The 23,459-nt window shown below is 56.8% G+C and carries 21 protein-coding genes and 1 pseudogene; 15 read left to right on the top strand and 7 right to left on the bottom strand.

Annotated features, from left to right (window positions below):
* Positions 1-51: 51 nt before the first annotated feature.
* The 4 genes from KTR40_RS14505 to gmd are packed head-to-tail and all read right to left on the bottom strand — an operon-like array spanning position 52 to position 4,899.
* Positions 52-1,365, bottom strand: a complete 1,314-nt coding sequence (locus KTR40_RS14505) for a UDP-glucose/GDP-mannose dehydrogenase family protein (RefSeq protein ID WP_228404177.1) — start codon at positions 1,363-1,365, stop codon at positions 52-54.
* Positions 1,366-1,412: 47 nt separating this feature from the next.
* Positions 1,413-2,849, bottom strand: coding sequence for a sugar transferase (locus tag KTR40_RS14500; protein ID WP_228404176.1), 1,437 nt, complete (start codon positions 2,847-2,849; stop codon positions 1,413-1,415).
* Positions 2,850-2,896: 47 nt separating this feature from the next.
* Positions 2,897-3,871 carry a GDP-L-fucose synthase gene (locus KTR40_RS14495; RefSeq protein WP_228404175.1) on the bottom strand — a complete coding sequence of 325 codons (975 nt, stop codon included), beginning with the start codon at positions 3,869-3,871 and terminating at the stop codon, positions 2,897-2,899.
* Positions 3,871-4,899, bottom strand: coding sequence for a GDP-mannose 4,6-dehydratase (gmd, locus tag KTR40_RS14490; RefSeq protein ID WP_228404174.1), 1,029 nt, complete (start codon positions 4,897-4,899; stop codon positions 3,871-3,873). Before gmd ends, KTR40_RS14495 begins: the two co-directional genes overlap by 1 nt.
* A 509-nt stretch (positions 4,900-5,408) precedes the next feature.
* Between gmd and KTR40_RS14485 the strand changes: the two genes are divergently transcribed.
* The 6 genes from KTR40_RS14485 to KTR40_RS14460 all read left to right on the top strand — a co-directional run bounded on the left by KTR40_RS14485 (position 5,409) and on the right by KTR40_RS14460 (position 12,822).
* On the top strand, positions 5,409-6,551 hold the full coding sequence (locus KTR40_RS14485; RefSeq protein WP_255708922.1) for a glycosyltransferase: 1,143 nt from the start codon (positions 5,409-5,411) through the stop codon (positions 6,549-6,551).
* Positions 6,552-7,224: 673 nt separating this feature from the next.
* Positions 7,225-7,839, top strand: a complete 615-nt coding sequence (locus KTR40_RS14480; RefSeq protein ID WP_228404172.1) for a glycosyltransferase — start codon at positions 7,225-7,227, stop codon at positions 7,837-7,839.
* Positions 7,840-7,966: 127 nt separating this feature from the next.
* Positions 7,967-9,304 carry a polysaccharide biosynthesis tyrosine autokinase gene (locus KTR40_RS14475; RefSeq protein ID WP_255708920.1) on the top strand — a complete coding sequence of 446 codons (1,338 nt, stop codon included), beginning with the start codon at positions 7,967-7,969 and terminating at the stop codon, positions 9,302-9,304.
* Between the two features lie 154 nt (positions 9,305-9,458).
* Positions 9,459-10,289 (top strand): WecB/TagA/CpsF family glycosyltransferase, encoded by an 831-nt coding sequence (locus KTR40_RS14470; RefSeq protein ID WP_228404171.1) that lies wholly within the window; start codon positions 9,459-9,461, stop codon positions 10,287-10,289.
* Positions 10,290-10,306: 17 nt separating this feature from the next.
* The gene (locus KTR40_RS14465) at positions 10,307-11,614 is read left to right on the top strand and encodes an O-antigen ligase family protein (RefSeq protein WP_228404170.1); all 1,308 of its coding nucleotides are present in this window, start codon (positions 10,307-10,309) and stop codon (positions 11,612-11,614) included.
* A complete protein-coding gene (locus KTR40_RS14460) occupies positions 11,611-12,822 on the top strand; it encodes a hypothetical protein (RefSeq protein WP_228404169.1) in 1,212 nt (403 codons plus the stop codon). Before KTR40_RS14465 ends, KTR40_RS14460 begins: the two co-directional genes overlap by 4 nt.
* Here KTR40_RS14460 and KTR40_RS19145 read toward each other — a convergent pair.
* Positions 12,730-13,308: a serine O-acetyltransferase gene (locus KTR40_RS19145; protein ID WP_370633142.1), complete on the bottom strand. Its 579-nt coding sequence runs from the start codon at positions 13,306-13,308 to the stop codon at positions 12,730-12,732. The two genes, KTR40_RS14460 and KTR40_RS19145, sit on opposite strands and share 93 nt — an antisense overlap.
* 138 nt (positions 13,309-13,446) lie before the next feature.
* Between KTR40_RS19145 and KTR40_RS14455 the strand changes: the two genes are divergently transcribed.
* The 9 genes and pseudogenes from KTR40_RS14455 (at position 13,447) to KTR40_RS14420 (ending at position 21,769) form a co-directional block, all read left to right on the top strand.
* On the top strand, positions 13,447-14,232 hold the full coding sequence (locus tag KTR40_RS14455; RefSeq protein WP_370633141.1) for a glycosyltransferase family 2 protein: 786 nt from the start codon (positions 13,447-13,449) through the stop codon (positions 14,230-14,232).
* Positions 14,233-14,393: 161 nt separating this feature from the next.
* Complete coding sequence (gene galE / locus KTR40_RS14450) at positions 14,394-15,437, top strand: UDP-glucose 4-epimerase GalE (RefSeq protein ID WP_228404167.1); 1,044 nt, start codon at positions 14,394-14,396, stop codon at positions 15,435-15,437.
* A gap of 333 nt (positions 15,438-15,770) precedes the next feature.
* Positions 15,771-16,268, top strand: coding sequence for a transposase family protein (locus KTR40_RS14445; RefSeq protein ID WP_228404166.1), 498 nt, complete (start codon positions 15,771-15,773; stop codon positions 16,266-16,268).
* Positions 16,252-16,533 (top strand): annotated as a pseudogene (locus KTR40_RS19055) (transposase); the annotation flags it as partial. The gene KTR40_RS14445 and the pseudogene KTR40_RS19055, both read left to right, overlap by 17 nt.
* A complete protein-coding gene (locus KTR40_RS19050; protein WP_255708079.1) occupies positions 16,440-16,967 on the top strand; it encodes a transposase in 528 nt (175 codons plus the stop codon). The pseudogene KTR40_RS19055 and the gene KTR40_RS19050, both read left to right, overlap by 94 nt.
* 507 nt (positions 16,968-17,474) lie before the next feature.
* Positions 17,475-17,621 (top strand): hypothetical protein, encoded by a 147-nt coding sequence (locus KTR40_RS14435; RefSeq protein ID WP_228404165.1) that lies wholly within the window; start codon positions 17,475-17,477, stop codon positions 17,619-17,621.
* Positions 17,622-17,952: 331 nt separating this feature from the next.
* Positions 17,953-19,176, top strand: coding sequence for a MinD/ParA family protein (locus KTR40_RS14430; protein ID WP_228404164.1), 1,224 nt, complete (start codon positions 17,953-17,955; stop codon positions 19,174-19,176).
* A 263-nt stretch (positions 19,177-19,439) separates the two neighbouring features.
* Entirely contained in the window at positions 19,440-20,519 is a 1,080-nt protein-coding gene (locus KTR40_RS14425) for an acyltransferase (protein ID WP_228404163.1), read from the top strand.
* Between the two features lie 149 nt (positions 20,520-20,668).
* A complete protein-coding gene (locus KTR40_RS14420) occupies positions 20,669-21,769 on the top strand; it encodes an acyltransferase (protein ID WP_228404162.1) in 1,101 nt (366 codons plus the stop codon).
* 538 nt (positions 21,770-22,307) lie between these two features.
* On the opposite strand, the gene KTR40_RS14415 is transcribed toward KTR40_RS14420, so the two are convergent.
* Both KTR40_RS14415 and KTR40_RS14410 read right to left on the bottom strand, forming a co-directional pair.
* On the bottom strand, positions 22,308-22,685 hold the full coding sequence (locus KTR40_RS14415) for an Lrp/AsnC family transcriptional regulator (RefSeq protein WP_240793728.1): 378 nt from the start codon (positions 22,683-22,685) through the stop codon (positions 22,308-22,310).
* A gap of 212 nt (positions 22,686-22,897) precedes the next feature.
* A complete protein-coding gene (locus KTR40_RS14410) occupies positions 22,898-23,128 on the bottom strand; it encodes a hypothetical protein (RefSeq protein WP_228404161.1) in 231 nt (76 codons plus the stop codon).
* Positions 23,129-23,459 lie beyond the last annotated feature (331 nt).

Genomic DNA, 23,459 nt, shown 5'->3' with positions numbered 1-23,459 from the left:
CCCAAAAGTGCGTGCGTCGCGGGTCTGAGATGTAATGCGAGAGTTTGCCACTCAGGGCCTCCCAAGGCCCCGGTAGACCCAACCCGCTGCCCGCCATTTGGCTGGATCAAGTATGTTGCGACCGTCAAGGATCCGTGTCGACGCGACGATGCCAGCCACTTCGTACGGGTCGAGGTCCCGGTAGTGCTGCCATTCAGTCAGTAGGAGAAGCGCGTCGGCAGACTCAAGTGCCTTGCTGAAGTCCGCCTCATAGTGAAGCTCCGGAAAACGGCGGGCGGCGTTGCTCAATGCTTTGGGGTCCGTGACAGTCACGACTGCCCCTTGGAGTTGTAGCTGGGCAGCAATGCTCAGTGCGGGAGAATCACGAACATCATCGCTCTCCGGTTTGAACGCTGCGCCGAGCACCGTAATCTTCTTGCCCAGCAGGGAGCCTCCGCACAGCTCGCGGGACAGCTCAACCACCTTGGTCCGCCGGCGCATGTTGATTGCGTCGACTTCACGGAGGAACGTAAGAGCTTGGTCGGCGCCGAGTTCACCTGCCCTAGCCATGAACGCGCGGATGTCCTTTGGCAAGCAACCGCCGCCGAATCCAATCCCCGCGTTCAAGAACTTTCGTCCTATTCGATCGTCCATGCCGATTGCATCCGCAAGTTGCGTAACGTCGGCCCCGGCTGCCTCGCAGAGCTCCGCCATAGCGTTGATGAATGAGATTTTCGTTGCCAGGAAAGAGTTTGCAGCGGTCTTCACGAGCTCAGCCGTGGGATGGTCTGTGACCAGGCGTGGAGTACCGGCCGAAAGCGGCACTCTGTACACATCGTCGAGGACCCCCACAGCAGCGTGCTCCTCTGAACCAGTCAGCACGCCATACACGAGGCGATCGGGCTGGAGCGTATCAGCAACGGCATGCCCTTCGCGGAGGAACTCTGGGTTCCAAACGAGGTGCGCCGAGGGCTGATCATTCTCGAGCAAACCCGCGAGCCGCGCCGCTGTGCCGACAGGAACTGTCGATTTTCCAACGACCACGTCACCCGGCATTACGTGAGGCATCAGGGTTAGCATTGCTGCGTCGACAAAAGTAAGATCGGCTCCGTTTTCGCCCTTTTTTTGCGGAGTTCCTACACAAATGAAATGGACCGCACTACCGGCGACAGCTGAGACGTCCGTGGTGAACTTCAATCTGCCCGTTTCTTGTACCTCTTGAAGGAGCGTTTCAAGTCCTGGCTCATAGAAGGGAGCCCTTGCCGCGGAGAGCTCAGCGATCTTGCGCTCGTCGACATCTACTCCTACTACGTCGTGGCCTAATTTAGCCATGCAAGCCGCGTGGACGGCTCCCAAGTATCCGCAACCGATGACAGATATTTTCATGTGTAGTTGTCCTTCCCCCGAAGGGCGGTTTTCGTACGAGGCATCGTTTAGTAGGCTCCGGAGCCGCGGAAGACGGCACGGAAAGTTTTGATGAGAATCAGAAGATCGCCAGCCAAGGACCAGTTCTCCACGTAATAGAGGTCCAACCTCACCGAATCCTGCCACGATAGGTTAGAGCGACCGCTAACCTGCCAAAGACCCGTGAGCCCGGGCTTAACTAGCAATCTACGGCGGACGTCTTTCTCGTAGGCAGCAACTTCAGAAGGAAGTGGAGGACGCGGGCCAACAAGACTCATCGACCCCACGAAGATGTTGAAGAGCTGAGGTAACTCATCGAGGCTGAATTTCCGGAGGAAACGTCCAACTGGCGTAATCCTAGGGTCATTCTTCATCTTGAAGAGCAGCCCGTTACCATCGCTTTGGTATCTCAGTTCGGCTAGTCGCCGCTCCGCATCAACAATCATCGAACGAAACTTCAACATCTGAAATGGCTTTCCTTCAATTCCCACACGGTCTTGCCGGAAAATCACCGGTCCCTTGTCATGGAACTTGATCAGCAACGCAACGGCCGCCATGACAGGCAAAGAAACGATAATGAGAACGCCGGAAACGATGACATCGAACAGCCGTTTGGCCACGCGCTGCCCCCCTTCAAGCGTTGGGGTGGTGACGTGAATAAGAGGGAGGCCAGCAACCTGCTGAGTGTGAATCCTCGGTCCGGCTATGTCTGTGAGTGCCGGCGCCATGATGAGCCCGATATTTCGGGAAGCCAATTCCCAACCAAGGTGACGGAGTGTCTGCGGGTGCAATTGGACCCCTGCTGAAACTGCTACGGCATCCGCATTGCAGGCCTCGATGGCTTCAACTATGGATTTGGCATCGGCTTTACTCCCAAGGACAGGTAGCCCGGACTCGGGCTCGACAACCAGGCCTTCGGCGTTACCCGGTGTGTACACGGCAACGGGCAGATAACCGGCATGCTTCGCAGTATCCAAAGAACGTGCAAGATGCGCCACCGCGCTGGGGCCGCCCAGCAGGAGGAGACGGGACATACTCTCTCCCAGTTGGCGGTTGACGCTTAGGTGCTGCCGAATGAGCCAGCGCGCCAGAAGCAATCCCAATAAGCCGGACGGAAGTGCGACCCCGACGTAGCCTCGAGCTGTATCAATTCTTAGGACATACGACACAATGGCAATGAGCCCAAAAAGCCACAGTGACGCCGCAGCTACTCGCTTGTATTCGTCAGGTCCAGCACCCAAGATCCTGCTTTGTCTGCTGTTCCATGCGCCCAACATCAGCCACCACACGATGGCTAGAGCGACTGACAGCCAGGCGTAGTTAAACTCTTGACCTGTCACTATCGCGTCCGTTTCGAAACCGAAGCGTATGACGTAGGCCCCGACGACAGCCCAAACTACAACGAACGCGTCAACTACTCGCAACTGGCGGGCGGATCTTGCCCGCCAATCGTCGCCCGCATTCATTACATTTCCCCCAATTCAGAGTCACTAACGAAATCAGTCGCTCTTGACTAGTTGCGAATATGCGCGAGGTTGGATCTATACCAATCAACCGTCGAGCGAATTCCCGCTTCAAGCCCAATAGTCGATCGCCAACCAGCTGCTGCAAGCTTGGAGACATCGAGGAGTTTGCGGGGTGTTCCGTCGGGCTTGGTCGTGTCCCATGCAATTTCTCCGGTGTATCCCACAGCATCGGCCACAAGAGTTGCCAGTTCTTTGATCGATACGTCGGTGCCCGTTCCTACGTTCACCTGGGATGGCCCGTCGTAGTTTTCCAACAAATGTAGGCAAGCCGCCGCCATGTCATCTACGTGGAGGAATTCCCGCCTAGGAGTACCAGAACCCCAATTGCTTACTATAGGTGTGCCGGCACGAGCAGCCTCATCGTAACGACGGATCAGTGCTGGAAGGACATGCGATCCCTCCGGAGAGAAATTGTCCCCAGGACCGTACAAGTTAGTTGGCATAGCAGAAATCCATGGCAGACCGTACTGCCGCCGAATCGCCTGAATCTGCATGATCCCAGCGATTTTCGCGATGGCGTACGCATCATTGGTCGGTTCCAGATGACCGGTCAACAACGAATCTTCGCGTATGGGCTGCTCCGCGAACTTGGGGTAGATGCAAGAAGAACCTAGGAAGAGGAGCCGCTCAACGCCGAACTCTCTGGCCGCGTCAAGGACGTTGACTTGAATTCTAAGGTTGTCACTCAAGAAATCGACGGGATAGGTGCTGTTGGCCAGGATGCCACCCACTTTTGCGGCTGCCAGAACCACGTACCGGGGCTTCGCATCTGCGAAAAATCGGAGGACCGCGTCCCGGTCCTTGAGATCAAGTTCTGCGGAGGTAAGGCCAACGAGGTCGGAAAAACCGTCCTGCTCAAGTCTGCGCCAGATCGCTGAACCCACCAGTCCTCGATGTCCCGCTACGTAGAACGTAGACGAGCGGTCGAGTTTGGTGGGAACGAAATTCAGTTCCTCAGCCACTAGTTCTTCCAGCTTTCAAGAGACACCTTGTCGATCCAGTGGTTTCCCGCATGCTTCAGAGCTTCGATATCTGCGTCTACCATTATTCGAGCAAGCTCCGGGGTGTGCACTGACGCCTTCCACCCGAGCTTCTCTTGAGCCTTGGAAGCGTCGCCCACGAGAGCATCAACTTCTGTCGGCCGAAGGTAGCGGTCATCGAAGCGAACGTGGTCTTCCCAGTTGAGGCCTGCGTGCTCGAAGGAGATCTGAAGGAAGTCGCGCACTGTGTAATTGCCCCCCGTAGCCAGCACGAAGTCATCCGGCTCGTCGGCCTGCAACATGCGCCACATGCCCTCAACATATTCTGCTGCATAGCCCCAGTCGCGGACCGCGTCCAGGTTGCCCATGTACAAAAGATCCTGTTTGCCGGCCTTGATGGCCGCGACGGCTCGTGTAATTTTTCGGGTGACAAACGTTTCGCCGCGGCGAGGTGACTCATGGTTGAAGAGGATCCCGTTAACGGCGAACATTCCGTACGCCTCACGATAGTTCTTCGTAATCCAATAGCTGTAGACCTTTGCTGCGCCATAGGGGGAACGGGGATAGAAAGGGGTTTCTTCGTTCTGAGGAGGAGGGGTGGCACCAAACATCTCGGAGGACGATGCTTGATAAAACCTAGTTTTGATCCCCGACATGCGAACGGCTTCCAGAAGGCGAATGGTACCGACACCAGTTGTGTCTCCCGTGTGCTCGGGCTCGTCGAAAGAAACACGGACATGAGACTGCGCAGCGAGGTTATAGACCTCATCCGGTTGGATCTCGGCCAGGAGCGTGACTAGCCGGGCCCCATCGCTGAGATCCCCATAGTGGAGAAACAGCTTTGCGTTGGCGTCATGCGGGTCGACGTACAAGTGGTCAACTCGTGCTGTATTAAAGGTCGAAGCCCTACGAATTAGTCCGTGGACTTCGTAGCCCTTTCCCAGCAATAGCTCAGCAAGATAGGAGCCGTCCTGGCCCGTTATACCAGTGATCAGTGCTCTCATGGTCATAGGATTCCCCCCATTGTTGTGGTCCGCGGCAGAATCTGACTACAGGGTCGGTGCCTTTGCCGCAGAAACTATGTCGCGAGACAGAATATCCCATAGCTGGATCGTCACACGGCCGAGATTGCCGGTCCTCGAAAAGTGTGATAGCCCGCGTGCCACTGCCAGCAACCCACTGAGGTTGGGATTGCTAGGCCAGCCCGGCCAGCAAACTGCAGCGTCCGAAGCCTAGCGTTTGGAGTGCGGAATTGAGCGATTCCTATCCGTAGTAGCGAAACTACAGCCCTCCTGCGAGGGCAACATCCAGTAGCGGCCATGGAGTATGCCAGACTAGAGCGGGTGTGGGTCAATGCGAGCCGTCAGAGGTATCGCCAACCGGGATCGCTCCTGATTTGTGAAGCCGAGCAAAGTATGCCCGAAGAATCTTTGCAAGTCAGTTATCGTCAACTTTGCAGGAGGATCGCTTGTCTAGCGGCCTAAATCAGGCAGGGAGTTCGCCTCTGCGCGTCTTGACCATGCATGCCAAATACCGAGTTTTGGGCGGCGAAGACGTAAGCCACAAAACCGAAGGGGCTTTTCTCAAGGCGAGTGGATACCAGGTCAGGGACTATACCGTCAGGAATAGCGATGTCGCCGCGAACCGTCCGCTTAGAACGCTGACGGACATGACATTCAATCGCGCCGTCTATAAGGACGTAAAGCAACTTGTAGCGTCATTTCGGCCCGATGTCGTCTACGTTAACAATACTTTTCCCGCGCTTTCGCCAAGTGCGATCCTTGCCGCGAAATCGATGGATATTCCTGTGGTGCAGGTCTTGAGAAATTATCGTATAGGCTGCATCGCTGGAACAACTTTCAGGGAGGGTAAGGACTGCCAATTATGTGTAGGGCGCGCAATCCCCCTGAGCGGCATTCGTCATGCGTGCTACAGAGACTCTAGAGCAGCCTCGACCGCAACTACATTAGCCAAGATGATGCAAAGTGGTTTGGGATTACTTAACGTTGCTGACGCTTTCATAGCTGTCTCTGAGTACGTTAAAGCAATCGCTGTTGCATCCGGTTTGGAATCAGATCGAATAGTTGTTAGACCCAACCTTGTCTGGCCTGATCCACTCAAATCCACTCAACAAAATGGAGGCGAACGATCGTCCTTCGTGTTTGTCGGGAGGGACTCCCCTGAAAAGGGCTTGCACGTCTTGCTCGCTGCTGCGGCACTCGTGCCTGATCCGGCCTTGAGAATCGATGTTTACGGTTGTGCACAACCGGCAGGGCTTTTGGACGACCGTGTAGTTTTTCATGGGGCGGTGGAACCCGCAGCGATTGCGCCTGCCATGGCCAAGGCCCTGGCAGTTGTCGTTCCGTCTATATGGCCAGAACCTTTTGGCAGAGTAGTGATTGAGGCGTTGTCCTGCGGATCCCCAGTAATAGCTTCGAATGTAGGCGGGATGGCTGATTTCGTAGGCCCAGGGGTGACGCTAGTGAAGCCCAACGATCCCCGCCAACTGGCACTAGCAATTGTGGGCGTGTTGCGTAGTACGCCTCCAGAGCGTCTTGAGCTTTCTGCCGGTGCTCGGCGGTACTACGATCAAGCGTTCGCTCCCGATTGTTGGCTCAATGCGACAGAGGAAGTCTTCGGCGGGTTACTTGCCAGTCGATAAAGTTGCTATGGGCACGGCAAAATTAGCACCTTCACTAACCCGACTATAGAAGTGAATAGCCAGTTCACCGGTCCTGGTCGCGCGCCTATGCACAAACACTCTAAACAAGTAGCTAACAGACTCAGAAAGTGACCGAATGCTAGTAGATAAAACTTCTCCGGCTAACAATCTCGTCTTCTCAGCCTACGCGTGTGATCCTACCCAGGGAAGTGAGTCGGGTGCTGGGTGGTCCCTCCTGCAGGCTGCTGCCGAGTTAGTAGATGGCATCACTGTTGTTACTCGTACCGGGAACGCGCCGACATTGGAGTCCGAGGTGCTCAAACTTCCATGTTCAGTACGCATTGTTCGCGTTCGGACTCCTTTTGACGGAAAAAAGTCAACATACTGTAGATATCTTTCGTGGATCATATTTGCCTCAGCTGTAGTAAGGCGTGAATCCAAAAACTCGACGGTTTTTCACCATGCTACTTTTGCCTCCGACTGGATGATTCCTCCTGTACTTTTCGGTCTGCCTGAGGGAACGAGATTTGTGTGGGGTCCCGCCGGGGGAAACACTTATCCACCGCTCGCCTTGTTGAGGGGATTAGCGAAGAAGTTTGCCTTCAAGGAGGCGCTACGGACGGTGGCCACTAAGACGTCTCGCGCGCTTGTCAGACTGGCCCTTCGGGGAAGAGTGGACGTCTTCATATCGCTGAATGAAGATTCCGTTAGGAGTTCGCCGGCAGGAGCAGAACTTTTATTGCATTCCAATTGCGTTTTACCTTACGAAGACTACGAGACGCGGCAGTACGTCCCCGGGCGTAAGGTCGTATTGTTCGTAGGAAGACTCATAGACCTAAAAGGATTGTTTTTGGTTAAGTCGGCCTTCGAGCAACTTGATGATGATTGGCGATTAGTTGTGATAGGAGATGGTCCCTTACGTGCTGGGTTAGAGGCATGGGCGACGGGTTTCGAAGATAGGATTTCTCTGTTGGGGCAAATCGAGCACTCAGAGATTGCGAACCATCTCGTTAAGGCCGACGTTTTGCTTTTTCCCGGCCTTCATGACACGGCCCCTTGGGCATCCGCCGAAGCGGCGGCAGCGGGTTTGCCTGTCGTCTGCCTGAATCTTGGCGGAGTTGCTCAGATGGCGGGTGATAACGCCGTGGTAGTTGACGTTGAGCCCGTGCAGGATTTGGGAATTAGACTGGCACGAGCGGTGGAAGGTGCCTACAAGCAGGATTACATGCCGCAAAGGAACTGGACAAAGAACAGCATGACCTCTTTGCTGAAGGCTGCCTACTCCTAGCGTCTGGCTCCGTGGTGCCCGAATGCCCAGTAAAGCTGCAGGGCGATGCCTCATAACATCCAGCAAGGTGAAGCTGGAAACGACTGAAGAAAGGCGCCATATTTTGGAGCTGCGTGACTACCTTAGAATGCTGCGGCGAAACTGGACCATCGTGGTATCAGCCCTACTCTTAGGGATACTCGTCGCGGGCGCCGCTTCCCTGGCAGTGTCTCCTCAGTACACAGCTCGGACGCAGCTATTTGTTTCGATACAAAGTGCGGGGTCGATAACTGAGCTGCAGCAGGGAAATACATTCAGTCAGGCGAGGGTTCAATCCTACGTTGAAACTGTTAGAACTCCGGCCGTGCTGCAGCCAGTGATCGACGCTTTGGGGCTAGAAGTTTCGCCGCAGGAACTCGCCAAGAGCGTTGAAGCCAGCGCGGGTCTTAATACAGTTTTGATAACCATAAGTGTCTCCAACGGGTCACCTGTACAAGCTGCCTCCATAGCTCAAGCCGTAGGAGACAGCCTCGTACGTACGATTGACAACTTGGAGAAGCCATCCCAGGGCGGGTTGTCGCCGGTGAAGATCTCCACTGTTTCGCCTGCCGTGGCTCCCACCGCACCCGCCTCACCAAACATTCGTCTCAACCTCCTAGTAGGCGGGGCCGTCGGACTGATACTCGGTGCGATCATCGGGATTACACGCTCCACGTTGGACACGAAAGTCCGAGGAGAAGTTGAGGTGCGATCGATCACGGAGGCCCCGATACTCGGAGGCATTTCGTTTGACGCGGATGCAGCTAAGAAGCCCCTTCTTACCCAAACGCGGCCCCAAAGTCCACGCGCGGAGTCCTTTCGCCAGATCAGGACCAATCTTCAGTTCTCGCATGTGAATCGCAACTCGAAGGCTGTTCTGATCACATCTTCACTTCCGGGCGAAGGAAAGAGCACGACGGCTACCAACCTTGCTATCGCTATGGCCCAGGCCGGGCAGTCAGTCGTTCTGGTGGATGCAGATCTTCGCCGACCTCGCGTTGACGATTACTTGGGGTTGGAACGGAACGCTGGCTTAACTACAGCGCTCATTGGCGAAGCTGAGGTCAACGACCTCCTGCAGCCGTGGGGTGATGACCAGTTATGGGTTCTAACTTCCGGACGCATTCCGCCGAATCCGAGCGAACTCCTGGGTTCTCAGGCTATGAGAGAGCTCATCGAACGCTTGGAAGAAGCCTTTGACGCTGTGGTGATTGATGCGCCGCCACTTCTCCCGGTCACGGATGCTGTTGTCCTAGCCCAACAAGTGGGTGGTGTCGTGCTGGTAGTTGGGTCTTCGAAAGTCAAGTCCAAAGATCTGCAGAAGTCATTGTCCTCACTGGAATTGGTGGAAGCCGAACTTCTGGGTTTGGTTTTGAACCATATGCCTACGAAGGGGCAGGATGCGTACACGTATAGCTACTATTCCACGACGGAAAGAGTGGGTTAGCTGGCTGCTCGGAAGCCGAGGACTCGGTCTCCCAAACACCTATGTCAAGGGCTTGTGTCGCCGATTCCATGCTCCACTGAGCATGCCATCGGCTGGTGGGTGAGACCATGGCCAGCGTCTTAAAACACTCGTTCTAGATTGCATACCTATCGAAATGGGAACCGAATTGGAAGCTGACGTCACACCCATTGCCGTGGTTGGTGGTGTACCTTTCGCCGTCACGACACTGGACGAAGCAGCCCTCAGCACACTGGCGATGGCATCAGGCAAGATAAAGCCACAATGCATAAGGCTCGCGAATGCCTACAGCGTTGTCTTGGCAAATTCCGATCCAGCATATTCTGACCTCCTAATGAGGACGGGCCGGAATTATCCTGACGGTGCACCCATCGTTTCATGTATGAAATGGTTTGCTGGCTACACACACGCTGGAAGAGTCCGCGGACCATCCTTCTTTAGAAGGACCATTGAATTCGGCTTGCCGCAGAACACAAGGCACTTTTTTCTTGGTACCACCGCGGACACTTTAAGAAAACTTGAAGAACGACTCAGGGAGCAGTATCCAAGCATCCAGATAGCCGGCTCATATGCGCCGTCGTTCTCACCACTTAATTCGACCCTAATCGCGGAATGTGTTCAGGCTCTCGGCAATAAGGACATAGATATTGTGTGGGTCGGTCTAGGTACACCGAAGCAGGACTTCATTGCACGAGAAATTGTTGCATCGCTCGGCATTCCGGCCGCGGGTGTCGGAGCAGCCTTTGATTTTGCGGCTGGAACCGTCAGAGAAGCGCCGAGTTGGGTGCAGAGAATTGGTGCGGAATGGTTTTTTAGGCTGTTATCTGACCCTAAACGTCTATGGAAGAGATACTTTTTCGGAAATACGGAATTTGTGTGGGTTATCTCGCGGACCGTCGTGTCTGCGATGGTACGAAAAGCAATCGAGGGCGGCTTCAGTCCTAGAAGTAAGAGCGGTAACCCTTGAAACGAAACCTTAACCGCATGCGTATTATTCAGCATCAGGCGACGCAGGGCTCCGTTGGTAGCACCCCCAGACTCCTTATGCCTTTGACGACCGCGGTTGCTTTGACGCTTGTCTCCCTTGACTTTTTCGGATGGACAACAGGCGGGCCAAGTTGGCGTTACGGTCCCGTGCTTCTAGGCCTGGTCCTCGCAGTTGGCTTCGATTTACAGGGCAGTTTGTCCCTGCGCGCTCCGCGGGCTTATTTCCTAGCGCTGCTTTCGATTACTTATAGTGCATGGCTTCTCGTGCTGGTTTGCGCTGCGGCTGTAGAGGGTGCATGGTCAACTGACACCCTGGTCGTTGCGGCCGTACCCCTGTTGATTGGGGCGATGGGTGTCATGCAACTCCTTAGACTGGGCGACGGTAAAAGGGTTTCCAGCATAGGTGCTGAGACAGTTGCGTACATCGGAGCTGGTCTTTTTGCTTTGCTCTGCCTAATTGAGGTTTTAATGACCAATAAAACGGGGCCCTTGGTGCTGCTCAGTCACGAGAAAGCGTTTATTGCAATTTTCATTTTTTGCATGCCTAGAAGAAAGGGCGCCTCCGGTGTGAAGTTTCTAATGGCGGCGGCTATGGTCGGGTCACTTATAGCGTATCCCTCTGCCACAACTGTGGCCACCTTGTTCTCGGCGGCTCTCATTTTCCTCCTCGTACGAAAAAGGCGTAGCGGCTTTGAAGTTAGCGTAGTGGTGTTTGGCGTGCCGCTAATTGCCTTTGCCCTAATGGAACCCCTTGAAAGGGCCCTTTCGGGCTTTTACTCTGCGGTGGGACGCACCGATAACACCCAGACCAGGCTATTCCTCTGGAAGCAAGCTGTACCATACATTCAGGAGGATCCGCTCGTTGGGGGTGCAGCCAGAGTTAGTATTACTGCCCTTGCCAACATTAACGGTGTCTTTCGGCCCACCCCATTACACAATTCCTTCCTAACGCTAGGATTAGTCGGAGGGGCTATCTCCGTGGTGCTTTTGTGCGTTCTTCTGGTGACAATGGTGGGTACTGCCATGCAACTCTCAGATCCCACTTCCCAAGTCTTTGTGCAGCAATGGATGCCGGCGCTTGTGGCCGGACTTACCACCTTCGCGGTGAATCCGGTTATTGACAGCCTTGGTTCTGCTCTTTTCTTCTATGCAATTATTTGTGTAGGGCTTGCTAATACAACGCGAACTACTTTTCGCCCGGTAGCCAGTGGGATAGCGACTGTTGCCCCGAATGATGGGGGAGCAGCTGTGGCGAGCACATTTTCTAGAAACACAAAAGTTTCACCGAGGCGACGTAGACAGTGAGAAAAGGTGCTTTATCTCTCTTGTATACAGCGGCTAGTCAGGTCCTTCAGTCGGGTACAAGCTTTTTGGTTACATTAGGTTTTGCCCAGTTGCTACCGCCCGATGACTTCGGGCACCTTGCGGGTGTTTGGCTCGTTTGGATGTTAATTTTGTCATTCAATCGTTCGGTATTCGCGGAACAGCTTCTCTCGCAAGGACTGGCTGATAAACGGTCAGTGGGCTACGGGGCCTTTTTTATCGTATGGATAAGCGGCCTTACATGCTTGACCGTCGCCTTCTTGGTCGGAGTTCAAATGCCGCAGCTCTTGCCAGGCGCTCTCTATATGGCAGGATTTGTAGGTTCGGACGCCATAAGGTACTGGTTCTTCGCAGGAGAACAGGTAGGTCGTGCAGTTGTTCTCTTAGTCGAGGCGACCCGGTTCGCCTTTGCAGCACTATTCATCACTCTGGCAATGACCGGGTTTGAACATACTCCAAATATGTGGCTAAGTGCCGTTATTGCTCTAGTTTGGCCGACTGCCGGCTTTATGACAAGGCGAAATGTTGCCATGTCAGGAGCTATGGCTTTTATTCGCGGCAAGAGTAGGTTTGAGTTCCTGCTAGCTCTACAGTACTTTTTCGCGACCGGTATCTCGCAATTGCTACCATTGATGGCTCTGCCTATGTATGGATCCTCGTCGTTTGGCGGTATGCGATTGACCCAGAGTTCGCTGTCTCCGCTAGCGCTATTAGGTACGGCATTCCAGCCCGGAATGATCAAAGTCTTTGGTGCTGGAAGAGACCGTAAGACTCTAATCCGGAACCTCGTTATAGGCGTCTCTGCATGCAGTGTCGTTGCTTGCCTTATGGGAGTGGCAGCATTTTGGGCCGTCCGGGTGACAGGACAGCATTGGCTACCTAAGCAGCAACTACAGGTGGTGCAAGAACTTTCACTTCCTGTGATAGTGGCTCTGACTTTCGTACTCATTGGTCAGCCAGGCGGGGCAGTGATTCGGGTACTACGGCTGGGCGGACTTTCCCTCGCCGGTCAGGTAATAGGGATTGCAGCGTCGGCTATAGCGTTCTATATGGTCCTTATAAACAACGGCAACCTGCAGGACTTTGTCTGGGCTGTTTCAATTGGAACCATCGGAACTGTGGTGAGTACTTACATTTTGTTGGGTGTTCACCTTGGCAGGTCTGGCTTTGGCCGGCATGCCCACGGCTAGAGAATCGCACTCGATACTTTCCAGTAGCAATGCATGCGCTGCAACCAACGAGCCGGCTCCGACCGTAACGGGGCCTAGCACACTGGCCCCGGTTCCAAGCGTCACATCGTCTCCGATTGTCGGATACATTCCCTTGTCCGGTCCACCCAGCACGTCCCGTCGACCCAATACGACGGCACTCATCAAGGTGGCGTTGGCTCCGATGCGACAATCCCCGCCGATAACTGTCCCCACGGGATGTGCAAACAGGATGCCAGGTCCAATTCGCGCTCGGTAATCAATGTCAATGCCGTGTAGGATCAAATTGGCCTTAGCGAGCAGCCGAGCTGTTCCAGGGCTGGAGTCCCGTAACGCCGAAGACAAGCGGAAGACAGTAGCAGCAGCAAAAGAACTGTTAGTCACGAAAAGTTTTACAAGACTCGTGAGGGATGTGCTGCTGGCGTGGAGCCGACGCGCGTCGGCCCTGAGTGTGTCGATGAAGGCCATAGATGCACTGTACCCGATCGTAATCTTTTTGCCCGGCATTCCGAATACAAGTCCTTAGGAAGGTAGCAATTGAGGATTTCTATCCTTACTCCATCGTACAACTATGCACGATACATAGATACTGCCATAAAGTCAGTAATGGCCAACCACATATCGGTTGAGCATGTGATTATGGACGGTAGTTCTACCGATGGCACTCAGAATAAACTGGCCGCCTATGGCGATAAGATCGCTTGGTGTAGCGAGGATGACAATGGGCAATCTGATGCTCTTAATAAGGCACTAGATCGAGCTGCGGGAGAAGTGGTTGGTTGGCTTAATGCCGATGATTTTTACTTACCTGGAGCCTTGGACCGTGTTGCTCAGGAGTTTTCCGCAGACCCATCGTTGGATGTACTCTATGGTGATACGGTCTTGGTTGACGGCAAGGGTAAAGTTATGCGCCTTTACAAGTGCTACGACGTTCCGGATAGCGTTTTGCGGTGGCGTGGGTGCACTTTGATGAGTACTTCGACTTTCTTCCGTAAGAGCGTTTTAGGTTCTGCTCCATTCGATAGTCAATTGCGCATGCGGATGGACTGGGATTTATTCCTACGCCTGCGCCAGGATTCTGCAATCAGTTTCAAGTATGTCTCCGAACCATTTGCGGCGTTCCGTTTTCATGAAGAGCAGGTGACGCATAACCAGGTGGCATATAATACCTCTGAGCACCTGTTAATTCGGAGCCGCTATAACATTCGCCAGTCTTATGTACCGGTCACGCGACGCTTAGGGATCACCATCCACAGAGTTCTCAAAGCAGTAAAGGGTTCATGGTTCGCGGAGAGAAAATCTGCAAAGTTGGCGGGCCTTTCATTGCTAGACGGCGAAGGTCTGGTTGATCAAACTACGCTTGCCAAGTTGCGCAGTCTTTGTTACCCGTAAAGATCGGCACTTGAGGGCGTTGTCCCGCTTTCGGTAGGAAGAATGGGGAAGTAACATCAAAAACGAAGATCCGGCTTCGTGAGATGGAGTTCCATGCAGCTAATTGGGGATTATCCGACGCAACCTAGCCTGACTCTATTGCTGCCTACTAGACTTGACTCATGAGAATATTGGTGACCGGTGGTGCCGGATACATAGGTTCACACACGACCTTGAGCCTTTTGGAAGCTGGCCACGAAGTCGTGGTTGTTGACAACTTGGCAAACTCCAGCTCCGAGTCTTTGGTGCGGGTAGGTCATCTCACCGGTAAAAACGTTGACCTTCGGATTGTTGATCTATTGGACTCGGCGGCAGTGGACGAATTACTAGGCGCTGGTGCCTTCGATGCTGTAATGCACTTTGCCGGGCTTAAAGCCGTTGGCGAATCTGTGCAGAAGCCTCTTATGTACTACCACAATAATGTGGTTGGAACAATCAATCTGCTACGGTCTATGGATAAACATGATGTTCGGACACTAGTGTTCAGCTCGTCCGCCACTGTCTATGGGGACAACGACCGTGTTCCCCTTACTGAAGGGTGCGAGTTGAATGCATCTAATCCATATGGTCGGACGAAGGAGCACATCGAAGACATTCTCACTGATTTGGGCAGCGCTGATAGTCGCTGGAGCATTGCGCTCTTACGCTATTTTAATCCCGCTGGCGCTCATGAGTCCGGTCTTATTGGTGAGGATCCGCTAGGCACACCGAACAACTTGTTGCCCTTTGTTGCTCAGGTGGCGGCGGGGCGACATGAATACGTCAAGGTGTTCGGTAATGATTATCCCACGACTGACGGGACAGGCGTTCGAGATTACGTTCATGTCGTCGACCTCGCGCTTGGACACCTCGCTGCCCTGAGTTATCTAGAAGGGGTTCAGGGTACGTTCAGTTGGAACCTAGGGACCGGTAGTGGATCGTCCGTGTTGGAGGTTCTGGACGCATTCAGTGCTGCTGTGGGAAAAGAAGTCCCCTACGAATTCTCCCCGCGTCGGTCCGGTGACTCAGCGGTGAGTTATGCGGATCCATCTCAAGCTATGGCTGACTTGGGCTGGTCAGCGAAGCGATCCCTTGCCCGAATGTGTGAAGATCACTGGCGGTGGCAGAGGTCCAACCCTATGGGTTATAGTTCAGACCCGGCTTCCCAACATCGTGGCCCCCAGTAACACTTCGTGCGGATGTGGTGCCACTCCTGACCTCAAACCGGATCTTCGTGGTTGGTGGTGAACCAGGTTCCGTATGCTGATAGCTGATGGGATCGTAGCCCTGCAAGGATTCAAAGGCTGCCCCTCAAGCTCGCGCAGTCGAGCTTAATAGTTCTGGCGGTGCAACCGAGGCCATTCTCGTGCTGGTCCTGGGGCCGGAGCGGTCGCGGTGGTCCAAAACGGGCTCTTCGTGGTTCGTGGTCAAACGGATTCCGTGTCTTGAAAGCTGAAGGGTTCGTAGCCCTGCTGTGATGGATGTTCTCTACGCATTCATCAAGTCAGGAGCTACGAGCCTTGATCGAGCCTTATTCGCCGCGCCCCGATGCTGCCACCGCGATTTTCAACCTGCCCGACTACCGCGTCACCGATACCGAGATCCCCGCATTCGGCCAGCGGCGGATCCGTGGCGTGGCCACCGCCGAGGTCGGCTGCCCGTCCTGCGGCGTGATCAGCAACCGCGTGCGTTCCCGCCGCCCACAACGCCTGCGCGACATCCCCGTCGCAGGGCCGATCGAAGTGGTCTGGGCCATGCGGAGATTCTTCTGCGATGAGTACCTGTGCCCGCGCCAGACATTCACCGAGGAAACAACCCAGGTCCCGCGCCGGGCCCGGTCCACCCGCCGGCTCCGCGACGCCCTCGTGTCCGCCGTCATCGGATCCGGCAGGGGCCGCGGCCGAGGCCGCGCTTTCGTTCGGTGTCTCGTGGTGGCTGGTCCAGCGGGCCTTGGATTCCGCGGCGCTGACGCTGCCCGATGTCGACGCCCTGGCACCGCGGATGCTCGGCATCGATGAACACCGCTACCGGTCCGTACGGTTCTTCTGCGACCCCGCCACCAAGGCCTGGAAACGCTACGAACCCTGGATGACCACCATTGTCGATCTGGACACCGGACAAGTCCTGGGAATCTTGGACGGCCGCGACAGTGAGGGTCTCGGGGACTGGCTGTTCGCCCGCCCGCTCGAATGGCGCCTGGGCGTGCAGGTCGCTGCCATCGACCCATCCGCCGCGTTCCGCAAGGCATTGCGGATGTGGCTGCCACGCACTGCTGTCTCAGTCGACGCGTTCCACCTGGTCAAGCTCGGCAACGACATGCTCACCGAAGTCCGGCAACGACCCACCAGCAGGTCCATGGCCGGCGGGGGCGTTCCATTGATCCGGTCTGGGCCAACCGGAGGCTGCTCCTTCGCGCCGGGAACACACTCTCGGACCGGGCACGGGACAGGCTCAGCACCGTGTTCACAACCGACGATGCCACCGGGAAACTGCGGACGGCCTGGCTGGTCAAAGAACAGCTCCGGGCCCTGCTGGCCACCGGGTCCCTCGCCGACGCGGCTGCCGCGAAAGACCGGCTTCATGCACTGGTGGTTCAGGCCGCGCAGCCCGAAACCAACCGGCTCTGCGGACGGTCTGCTGGTCGTGGAAGGAGATCGAAGTGCTCACTGTCACGGGTGCCACAACCGCGAAAGTGGAAGCCAACAACACCGCGATAAAGCACATAAAGAGGACTGGCGCGGGGATCCACCAACGCGCGCAACTACAAAACGCGTATCCTGTTGCGCAGTGCCGCGAGAACAGCAAGCATGAACTTCCTTCGGCAGAACATTCACCACGAACCGTGAAGAGCCTTCAAAACGCTTCTGCAGTAGAAGCCCGTGGAAGTGCTAGGCCGTAAGAACGGCATGAACAGCCTAGCCTGCGACGTAGCAGTAGGTTGTCAACTTGATTAAAACCTTGAGCTTCATAACATCGGGGCATGGGGAGATATGGGGGCTATGTATGCCCGACGGTCACGGCGGGAGCTGAGACGCCAAGTTGTAGCTACTTTCCCATTTCCTGCTGTCAATGCTGGCTGTAGCAACGATGGCGGTGGTGCTCCTGGTTCTCCACCGCTGATTCATTACCGACTCTTGGTGGCGAGGACAACTTGACTTGTCAATCGAACTGTCACGTGGTTAGGTCATGGGCGATGGGGATCACTGTGACCGATGGAGGCTTTTGTGGCTATATCCGATTACGCCCTTGCGCTCTGCGCACTGCTGGGCACCCTGCTGGTTCCCTTCTTCGTCCTGTACCAAATGCTAAGGCTCAAGCGCCGCGCCATCCGGGTAACCGCTCCCGCCGCATCCCGAGGTGACCGCCCCTAGCCATGCCGTACGTCGACATCAACCCCCATAAAGGCCGCCCCAAGTGGCAGGCCTACGCCATTCTGGTGGTCCTCGTGATCCTCACCGCGGCCGTAGTTGCCGCCGCACTGACCCACCGCTAGGTCCGGGCTGACCCTCCAAAGCATCGTAGACTTACTGTTTGAACTAGTGCTGCCGAACTTTTTGCCGAACGTCCTGGGGGACAGACATGCCCGATCCGGCGGATCAGAACGCACGCGCCCATGCAGAGGATGCAGGGCAGCCGCCGCTGCGCCGACGACGCGACCTTCGTCGCGCTGATGGCGAGCCCAAGGATGCCCGGACAGGAACCATGCCAGCCGTACCGCCCACCCCTTCCAGCCAGCCTGACGCCGCGCAGCCGGTGACGCACCGGACCTCCTGGGCGGAGGCAGCCGCCGCAGCTGACGCCGCACAGCCTTCCACGCAGGTCCCGGCTCCCACCCGGCCGCCGGCCTCCTCTCGGCCAGCGTTGCCGGACACCATCACCTCCATCCCGGATGCGCCCGCTGCGGAAGTCGTGCCCGCGCCGCCGGCCCCGCCTACCGAGACCCCCGCCTTCCGCCGCGTCCGGCCCACCGTTGCCGACAGCATCGCCGAGAGCCCCATGCCTGACTTCATCAGCTCACCCGGGCTGTTCGTGAAGGAACAGAAGCCGCGCCCAGTGGGCGGCATCCGCGGCGCGCTCTACAGCATGACCGGCGGCGCCTGGAACCTGGGCCCCAGCGCCAAGCAACGCCAGGAGGATGAGCTGGCCCGCCGCATCTCGCGCCAGCTCCAGGGCAGCTACAACACCGCGATCTTGAGCCTTAAGGGCGGGATCGGCAAGACGTCCACCACGGTGGGCGTGGGCCTTACCCTCGCCGAGTACCGCGGGGACGCCCCTTGCGCCATCGATGCCAACCCGGATTCCGGGGACCTGGTGGAACGCGCGTTGGGTGAAGGCATTTATCAGCAGTCCACTCCGCGGACCATCACCGACCTGTTGAAGAACATCGAATCCATCGACTCGCTCACGGCGCTGGCGAGGTACATGCACCACGCCGGCCGGCTGCACCTGATCGCGGGGGAGCAGGACCCGGAGGTCTCGGATTCTCTTACGGCTGCTGAGTACCTGCGGATCCGCAAGCTCATCTCCAGCTACTACTCCGTGGCGCTGACCGACTGCGGTACAGGCGTGACCCACAACGCCATGAGCGGCATCCTGCAGTCTGCGGACAACCTGGTGATCGCCGCCGGTTACGCAGTGAGCGGCGCCAAACGCGCCCGAAGCACGCTGCAGTGGCTGGCCGGGCACGGGTATGAGGACCTGGCACGGAACGCCATCGTGGTGATCACGGACAAGGACGAGGTCTCCTCCCGCGTTGACAAGGATGCGATCGAGGAGCACCTCTCTGGCATCTGCCGCGAGCTGATTGCCGTCCCGCACGACCGCGGCGTTGCAGACGGTGACTTGGTCACCCTGAACGTGCTCAAACCGGAGACCCGCCGTGCCTACAAGGAGATCGCTGCGGCGATTATGGATGGGTACCGGTAACGCCCATTCGAAACTTGTCCCCTTGCCCCGGCGATGGGCCAAGTTGTGGCTCCTGTTACGAGCTCCGCCGAGAAGGGGCATCCTCGCTTGGGTACGCTAAAAGACGAGGAGTCACCGACTCGCAGGCCCCACGTTCCGGCGGAACAAGGGGCCGGTTGGACCTGGCCAGTACATTTGTCCCGTCGGAGTCGTGGCACTTATTCGGTCTTATTGGCCCCTTATGATTGGGGCAGTCTCGATAACTTCTTGGGGGAACAATGCTGGTGGCTCAGACGCGCCGTGTTCATCTGCGCAGCCTGACGGGTCTGAGGTTTTACGCCGCAGCCCTTGTGGTTCTTTACCATTTCTCTCGTTACTTCGAACCTATGGAAGTCACGGCCCCATTGGTGGGGTTTGGCTATACCGGCGTCAGCTTCTTCTTCGTCCTGTCCGGCTTTGTGCTGGCGTGGTCAGCTAGGCCCGGAGACACCAAGAGGCAGTTCTACTGGCACCGGTTCGCCCGGGTCTGGCCACTGCACGCACTGACCACTGGCATTGCCGCGGTTGTCGCAGTGATCATCGGGTTGCCTATTGTGTGGTCGGCGTTGCCGTACGTGGCGACCCTCACCCAGGCATGGTTGCTGCCCGGTGACTACCGTTATGCCTTCAACGGTGTTTCCTGGTCCCTCGCTTGCGAGGCGTTCTTTTACCTGCTGTTCCCCTTCCTCCTGCCCACCGTCAGACGATTCCAGCGCGTGCTGGTTATGGCCGGCCTGGTGTTCGCCGTGACCGCGATCGTTGGAGCGGGAGGCATCATTGTTGCCCCGGAACGGGCGCTGGGCTACCTGTTCTACACGATGCCGGCCTTCCGGCTGGGCGAATTCATTATCGGCATCTGCCTGGCCGTGGCGCTTCAGCGCAACTGGCGTCCACGCTTTACGGTGCGGCAGGCCCTGCTCGTCGCAGGCGGACTCTATGTGCTTCTGATGGCGGGAACGTTCCTTGCCGTAGGGTCTGCCGAGAACCTTCCGTATGTGGTTGCCAACACGGTTATGCTGCCCGGGTTTGTCGCGGTTATTGCAGCCTCCGCTGCTGCCGATATGGACGGGCGCGCTGGCCACTTTAGCAGTCACCGCCTCGTGAAACTGGGCCAGTGGTCCTTCGCGCTGTACCTCGTGCACGAGATGTTCATCAAACTTGCTGACCGGTGGATTGACCCGCTTCCGCTCGAGTGGGCGCTGATCGGATGCTTGGCGATCGGTTCACTCTGCGTCGCCGTATCAGGCCTCCTATATGAGTGGTTCGAGCGGCCGATCGAAAGGGGCCTGCGCTTGAAGTCTACGGCCCTGCAGCATCCACTTTGAACACAGGTGGAGGCTGGAAAGCCAAGAGTTGAAGGCCGAACCACAACGACGTTTAAGGCTGCGAGGTCGAGGCCGGTCTACTCAGACCGCTAAAATAGTGGCTTGATGCCATTTGCTCGGGTGAGCATCACAGACTTGGGGGAATCAAGATGTTCGGTCTTGTCAAAGGTGCGCCCATCAAGGGCATTCAGGGGCTTCAATTCGTCCGCGCAAATGCGGTACTGCTTGTCGTGATGACGCATGCAGCGGCGATACTTGCCTTTCCTGAAAACTTCCACCGGCTATTTCTGGGCGGGCTCTTCGCGAAAGGCGCCGTCGGCGTTGATATCTTCTTCGTGCTGAGCGGATTCATCATCATCCATGTAGCTCTGCAGAAAAGAACGCTCCAGGCCCGGGCCGGGCTCGCTGATTTCCTTGCGAAGAGATTTATCCGGATCGTTCCGTTCCTTTGGGTAGCAGTCGCCGCCTATGCCGCTATCCGCTACGTTGGCACGCAGGAGTTCGAATGGGGCCCGTATCTGAACTCGCTGTTCCTAGTCCCCGTGGGTGAGGTCCGACCGAACGTCGTCTGGTCACTGCGGCATGAGGCCCTCTTCTACATCGTCTTTGCCGCTTCGTTCCTTCTGCGAAAGAAGGCACCCTACGTCCTCTACATCTGGTCCGTCTCGCCGCTGGCCCTTTGGCTGCTGCGCGACATCGGAGGAATGCACTTCGAGGCTGGCGAGCTCTTCGATTTCGTCTTCAACCGCGCCAACGCCATGTTTGGTTGCGGCGTCACCATTGGATTGATCTGTCAAAAGTATGAGCTGCCGCGGAGACCGCTGAGCGAGAACCCGTTCCTGCCTTGGCTTCTAATTATTGGCACGTCCGTCCTGGCATTCTTCGTGAGGGACAGTCTCAATTCCGCCGCTGTCGCCCTTGCAGCATGTGCAACCGTAGTTAGCGGCTTGCTGACGCCAAACTCGGGAACCTTATTCGCCCGTACCTGGCAGCTGTTGGGCGATGCTTCCTACGCCATCTATTTAACTCACAACATCATTCTCTTGATCGGCGCAACGCTGTGGGTGAAGATACTGGGAGGTGGCAACTTCGCGGCTGCTTTCCTCGTACTGTGTATCTTCGCTGTTGCCGGTGGCGTGTTTGTGCACATTCTTGTAGAGAGGCCCGTTATTGCCATTTCCAAGAGGGCCCTGGATAAGTTGCGGGGCAGCCGGGCACCGGGTAGGCGCGTCCGCTCAGAAGTGTCCTAGAATCTCTACCTCACAACTGCTCTTTTGAGGAAACTTGCGCCTTGCTCGATGGCTAGCCGCTGCCATCTTGGCGGCTTCGGTTTCTCCACAACAGCGCTACACACGAGCTGCCGACCCTGTCTCAAAAGGCCAGGATTACTACGACAAGAACGTGACCAATAATCCTGGTTCTACGGCTCCTGCTGCTCCTGAGTCACTGACTGTAGGTGACTTTTGATGCTGCAGCTGCCCGGCTAGGCACCATTGACGAGTCCATGACGACCACGATCATTGGCGTCTCCACGTGTCTTCCGTAGCAGGGCATTGGCGTTCAGCTTTTTAGGTACTCGCCGCTTGGACGGCGCTTTGTCTAAACCGTCAGCGTTCCAGCCGATCCCAGGAATTGCCGGACCGGCGAGTCGCCCGGGTGGAAGCCCTTGCGCGTTTTGTCAGCAGCGACGTGGCCGACGCGACCCGTTTCCGGGAAGCTGAAGCGGAGCGCTTGGCACCGAGTTGGAGATAGCGGCTCTGCAGTGGCGATAGCGGGCAGTACGGGCAACTACCGCGTATCCAGGTCCTCGAACACCAGGAACGTCTGGGTATCCAGCACGCCCGGCATGGACTGCAGCTGGTCGAAGATGACCCGCCGCAGGTCGATGTTGTCCACGGCGCGGACCAGGAGGATCACGTCGAAGTCGCCGCCCACCAGGGCCACGTGGTGCACCTCGGGGATCACCGCGAGCTGGTCGCGCAGCTCCCGCCAGGCGTCCTGCTTCAGTTTCAGCGTCACGTACGCGGACGAGCGCAGCCCCGCCTTGATGGGGTCCACCAGCGCGGTGAACTTCGACAGCACCCCCTCGGACGTGAGCCGGCCGATCCGGGTGTACGCATGCGCGCGCGAAATGTGGACGTTCTCCGCCACCTGCGTCACGGACATCCGGCCGTCCCGCGTCAGCTCCGAAATGATCTTGCGGTCGATGTCGTCCAACGGGACAGGTTCAGTCCCGCCATCCCTTGCTGCCACGTTGCCCAAGGCCCCCGTCAGTAAGCTGGCTCACAATTGCAATTCGTCTCCCAGTGTAGGACGAATTGTCCAGCGTTTGAGCCGCCCGGGCAGGTGCTGAATACGGAATCCTGCTGGGTGCGCGGCTACGAAGACTTGTGGAAGTGCGCGTCCTGCAGTTCGGCCGCGGAGCGGATGAAGTCGCAGTCCTCGGGGGAGAGGAGAGTTTCACCGTGCCGGTCCTGCTCCAGCTGGGCTCCCGTGGACTTTGCTATCGCCGCCACCACGGTCCGGGGAAGGATCCTGCACCCAGGATTGTCCACCAGCCACTGCCGCGTTTCTGGCTCAAGCCGGTCCCACAAGTTCTCAATGCCCATTACAGCTACCCCACCCTTTGTAATTTTCGTTGCATGCATGACGCCGCAGGCCCCGAAGGACTGATGGCGTATTTCTTTCTGGTCCGCGCCGGCGACAGGAAGACTGATGCCGGTAAGTGATTGACGGGCGGAGGGAACCACGCTGTCCCCACCGCGTCCATCGCCGCACCACGCGCCCCCATCAAGGGAAATCCCTGCCGCCTGGTACGGAGTCTTCTCCCTGTTTCACGAGGGAGAAGGACCTTCTCGATTCAGCGCATTGACGTTTCCGTCAAACGCATCCCCCTGAGTGTGGTCCTCACGCGGGTAAGGATCAAGGGACTTCAGTCCC

The sequence above is a fragment of the Pseudarthrobacter sp. L1SW genome (genome assembly GCF_020809045.1).
GTDB lineage: Bacteria > Actinomycetota > Actinomycetes > Actinomycetales > Micrococcaceae > Arthrobacter.
The sequence above is the reverse complement of the archived record's forward strand: the minus strand, read 5'-3'. Positions and strand labels throughout refer to the sequence as shown.

Excerpts from the sequence above, each read along its gene's own strand:
- KTR40_RS14415 (WP_240793728.1), bottom strand. The coding sequence starts at position 22,685 with ATGTCCGTGACGCAGGTGGCGGAGAACGTCCACATTTCGCGCGCGCAT.
- KTR40_RS14410 (WP_228404161.1), bottom strand. The coding sequence starts at position 23,128 with ATGGGCATTGAGAACTTGTGGGACCGGCTTGAGCCAGAAACGCGGCAG.
- KTR40_RS14455 (WP_370633141.1), top strand. The coding sequence starts at position 13,447 with ATGGCCAACCACATATCGGTTGAGCATGTGATTATGGACGGTAGTTCT.
- KTR40_RS14475 (WP_255708920.1), top strand. The coding sequence starts at position 7,967 with ATGCTGCGGCGAAACTGGACCATCGTGGTATCAGCCCTACTCTTAGGG.
- galE (WP_228404167.1), top strand. The coding sequence starts at position 14,394 with ATGAGAATATTGGTGACCGGTGGTGCCGGATACATAGGTTCACACACG.
- gmd (WP_228404174.1), bottom strand. The coding sequence starts at position 4,899 with ATGACCATGAGAGCACTGATCACTGGTATAACGGGCCAGGACGGCTCC.
- KTR40_RS19050 (WP_255708079.1), top strand. The coding sequence starts at position 16,440 with ATGGCGCCTGGGCGTGCAGGTCGCTGCCATCGACCCATCCGCCGCGTT.
- KTR40_RS14500 (WP_228404176.1), bottom strand. The coding sequence starts at position 2,849 with ATGAATGCGGGCGACGATTGGCGGGCAAGATCCGCCCGCCAGTTGCGA.
- KTR40_RS19145 (WP_370633142.1), bottom strand. The coding sequence starts at position 13,308 with ATGGCCTTCATCGACACACTCAGGGCCGACGCGCGTCGGCTCCACGCC.
- KTR40_RS14485 (WP_255708922.1), top strand. The coding sequence starts at position 5,409 with ATGCATGCCAAATACCGAGTTTTGGGCGGCGAAGACGTAAGCCACAAA.
- KTR40_RS14430 (WP_228404164.1), top strand. The coding sequence starts at position 17,953 with ATGCCAGCCGTACCGCCCACCCCTTCCAGCCAGCCTGACGCCGCGCAG.
- KTR40_RS14505 (WP_228404177.1), bottom strand. The coding sequence starts at position 1,365 with ATGAAAATATCTGTCATCGGTTGCGGATACTTGGGAGCCGTCCACGCG.
- KTR40_RS14465 (WP_228404170.1), top strand. The coding sequence starts at position 10,307 with ATGCGTATTATTCAGCATCAGGCGACGCAGGGCTCCGTTGGTAGCACC.
- KTR40_RS14420 (WP_228404162.1), top strand. The coding sequence starts at position 20,669 with ATGTTCGGTCTTGTCAAAGGTGCGCCCATCAAGGGCATTCAGGGGCTT.
- KTR40_RS14470 (WP_228404171.1), top strand. The coding sequence starts at position 9,459 with ATGGGAACCGAATTGGAAGCTGACGTCACACCCATTGCCGTGGTTGGT.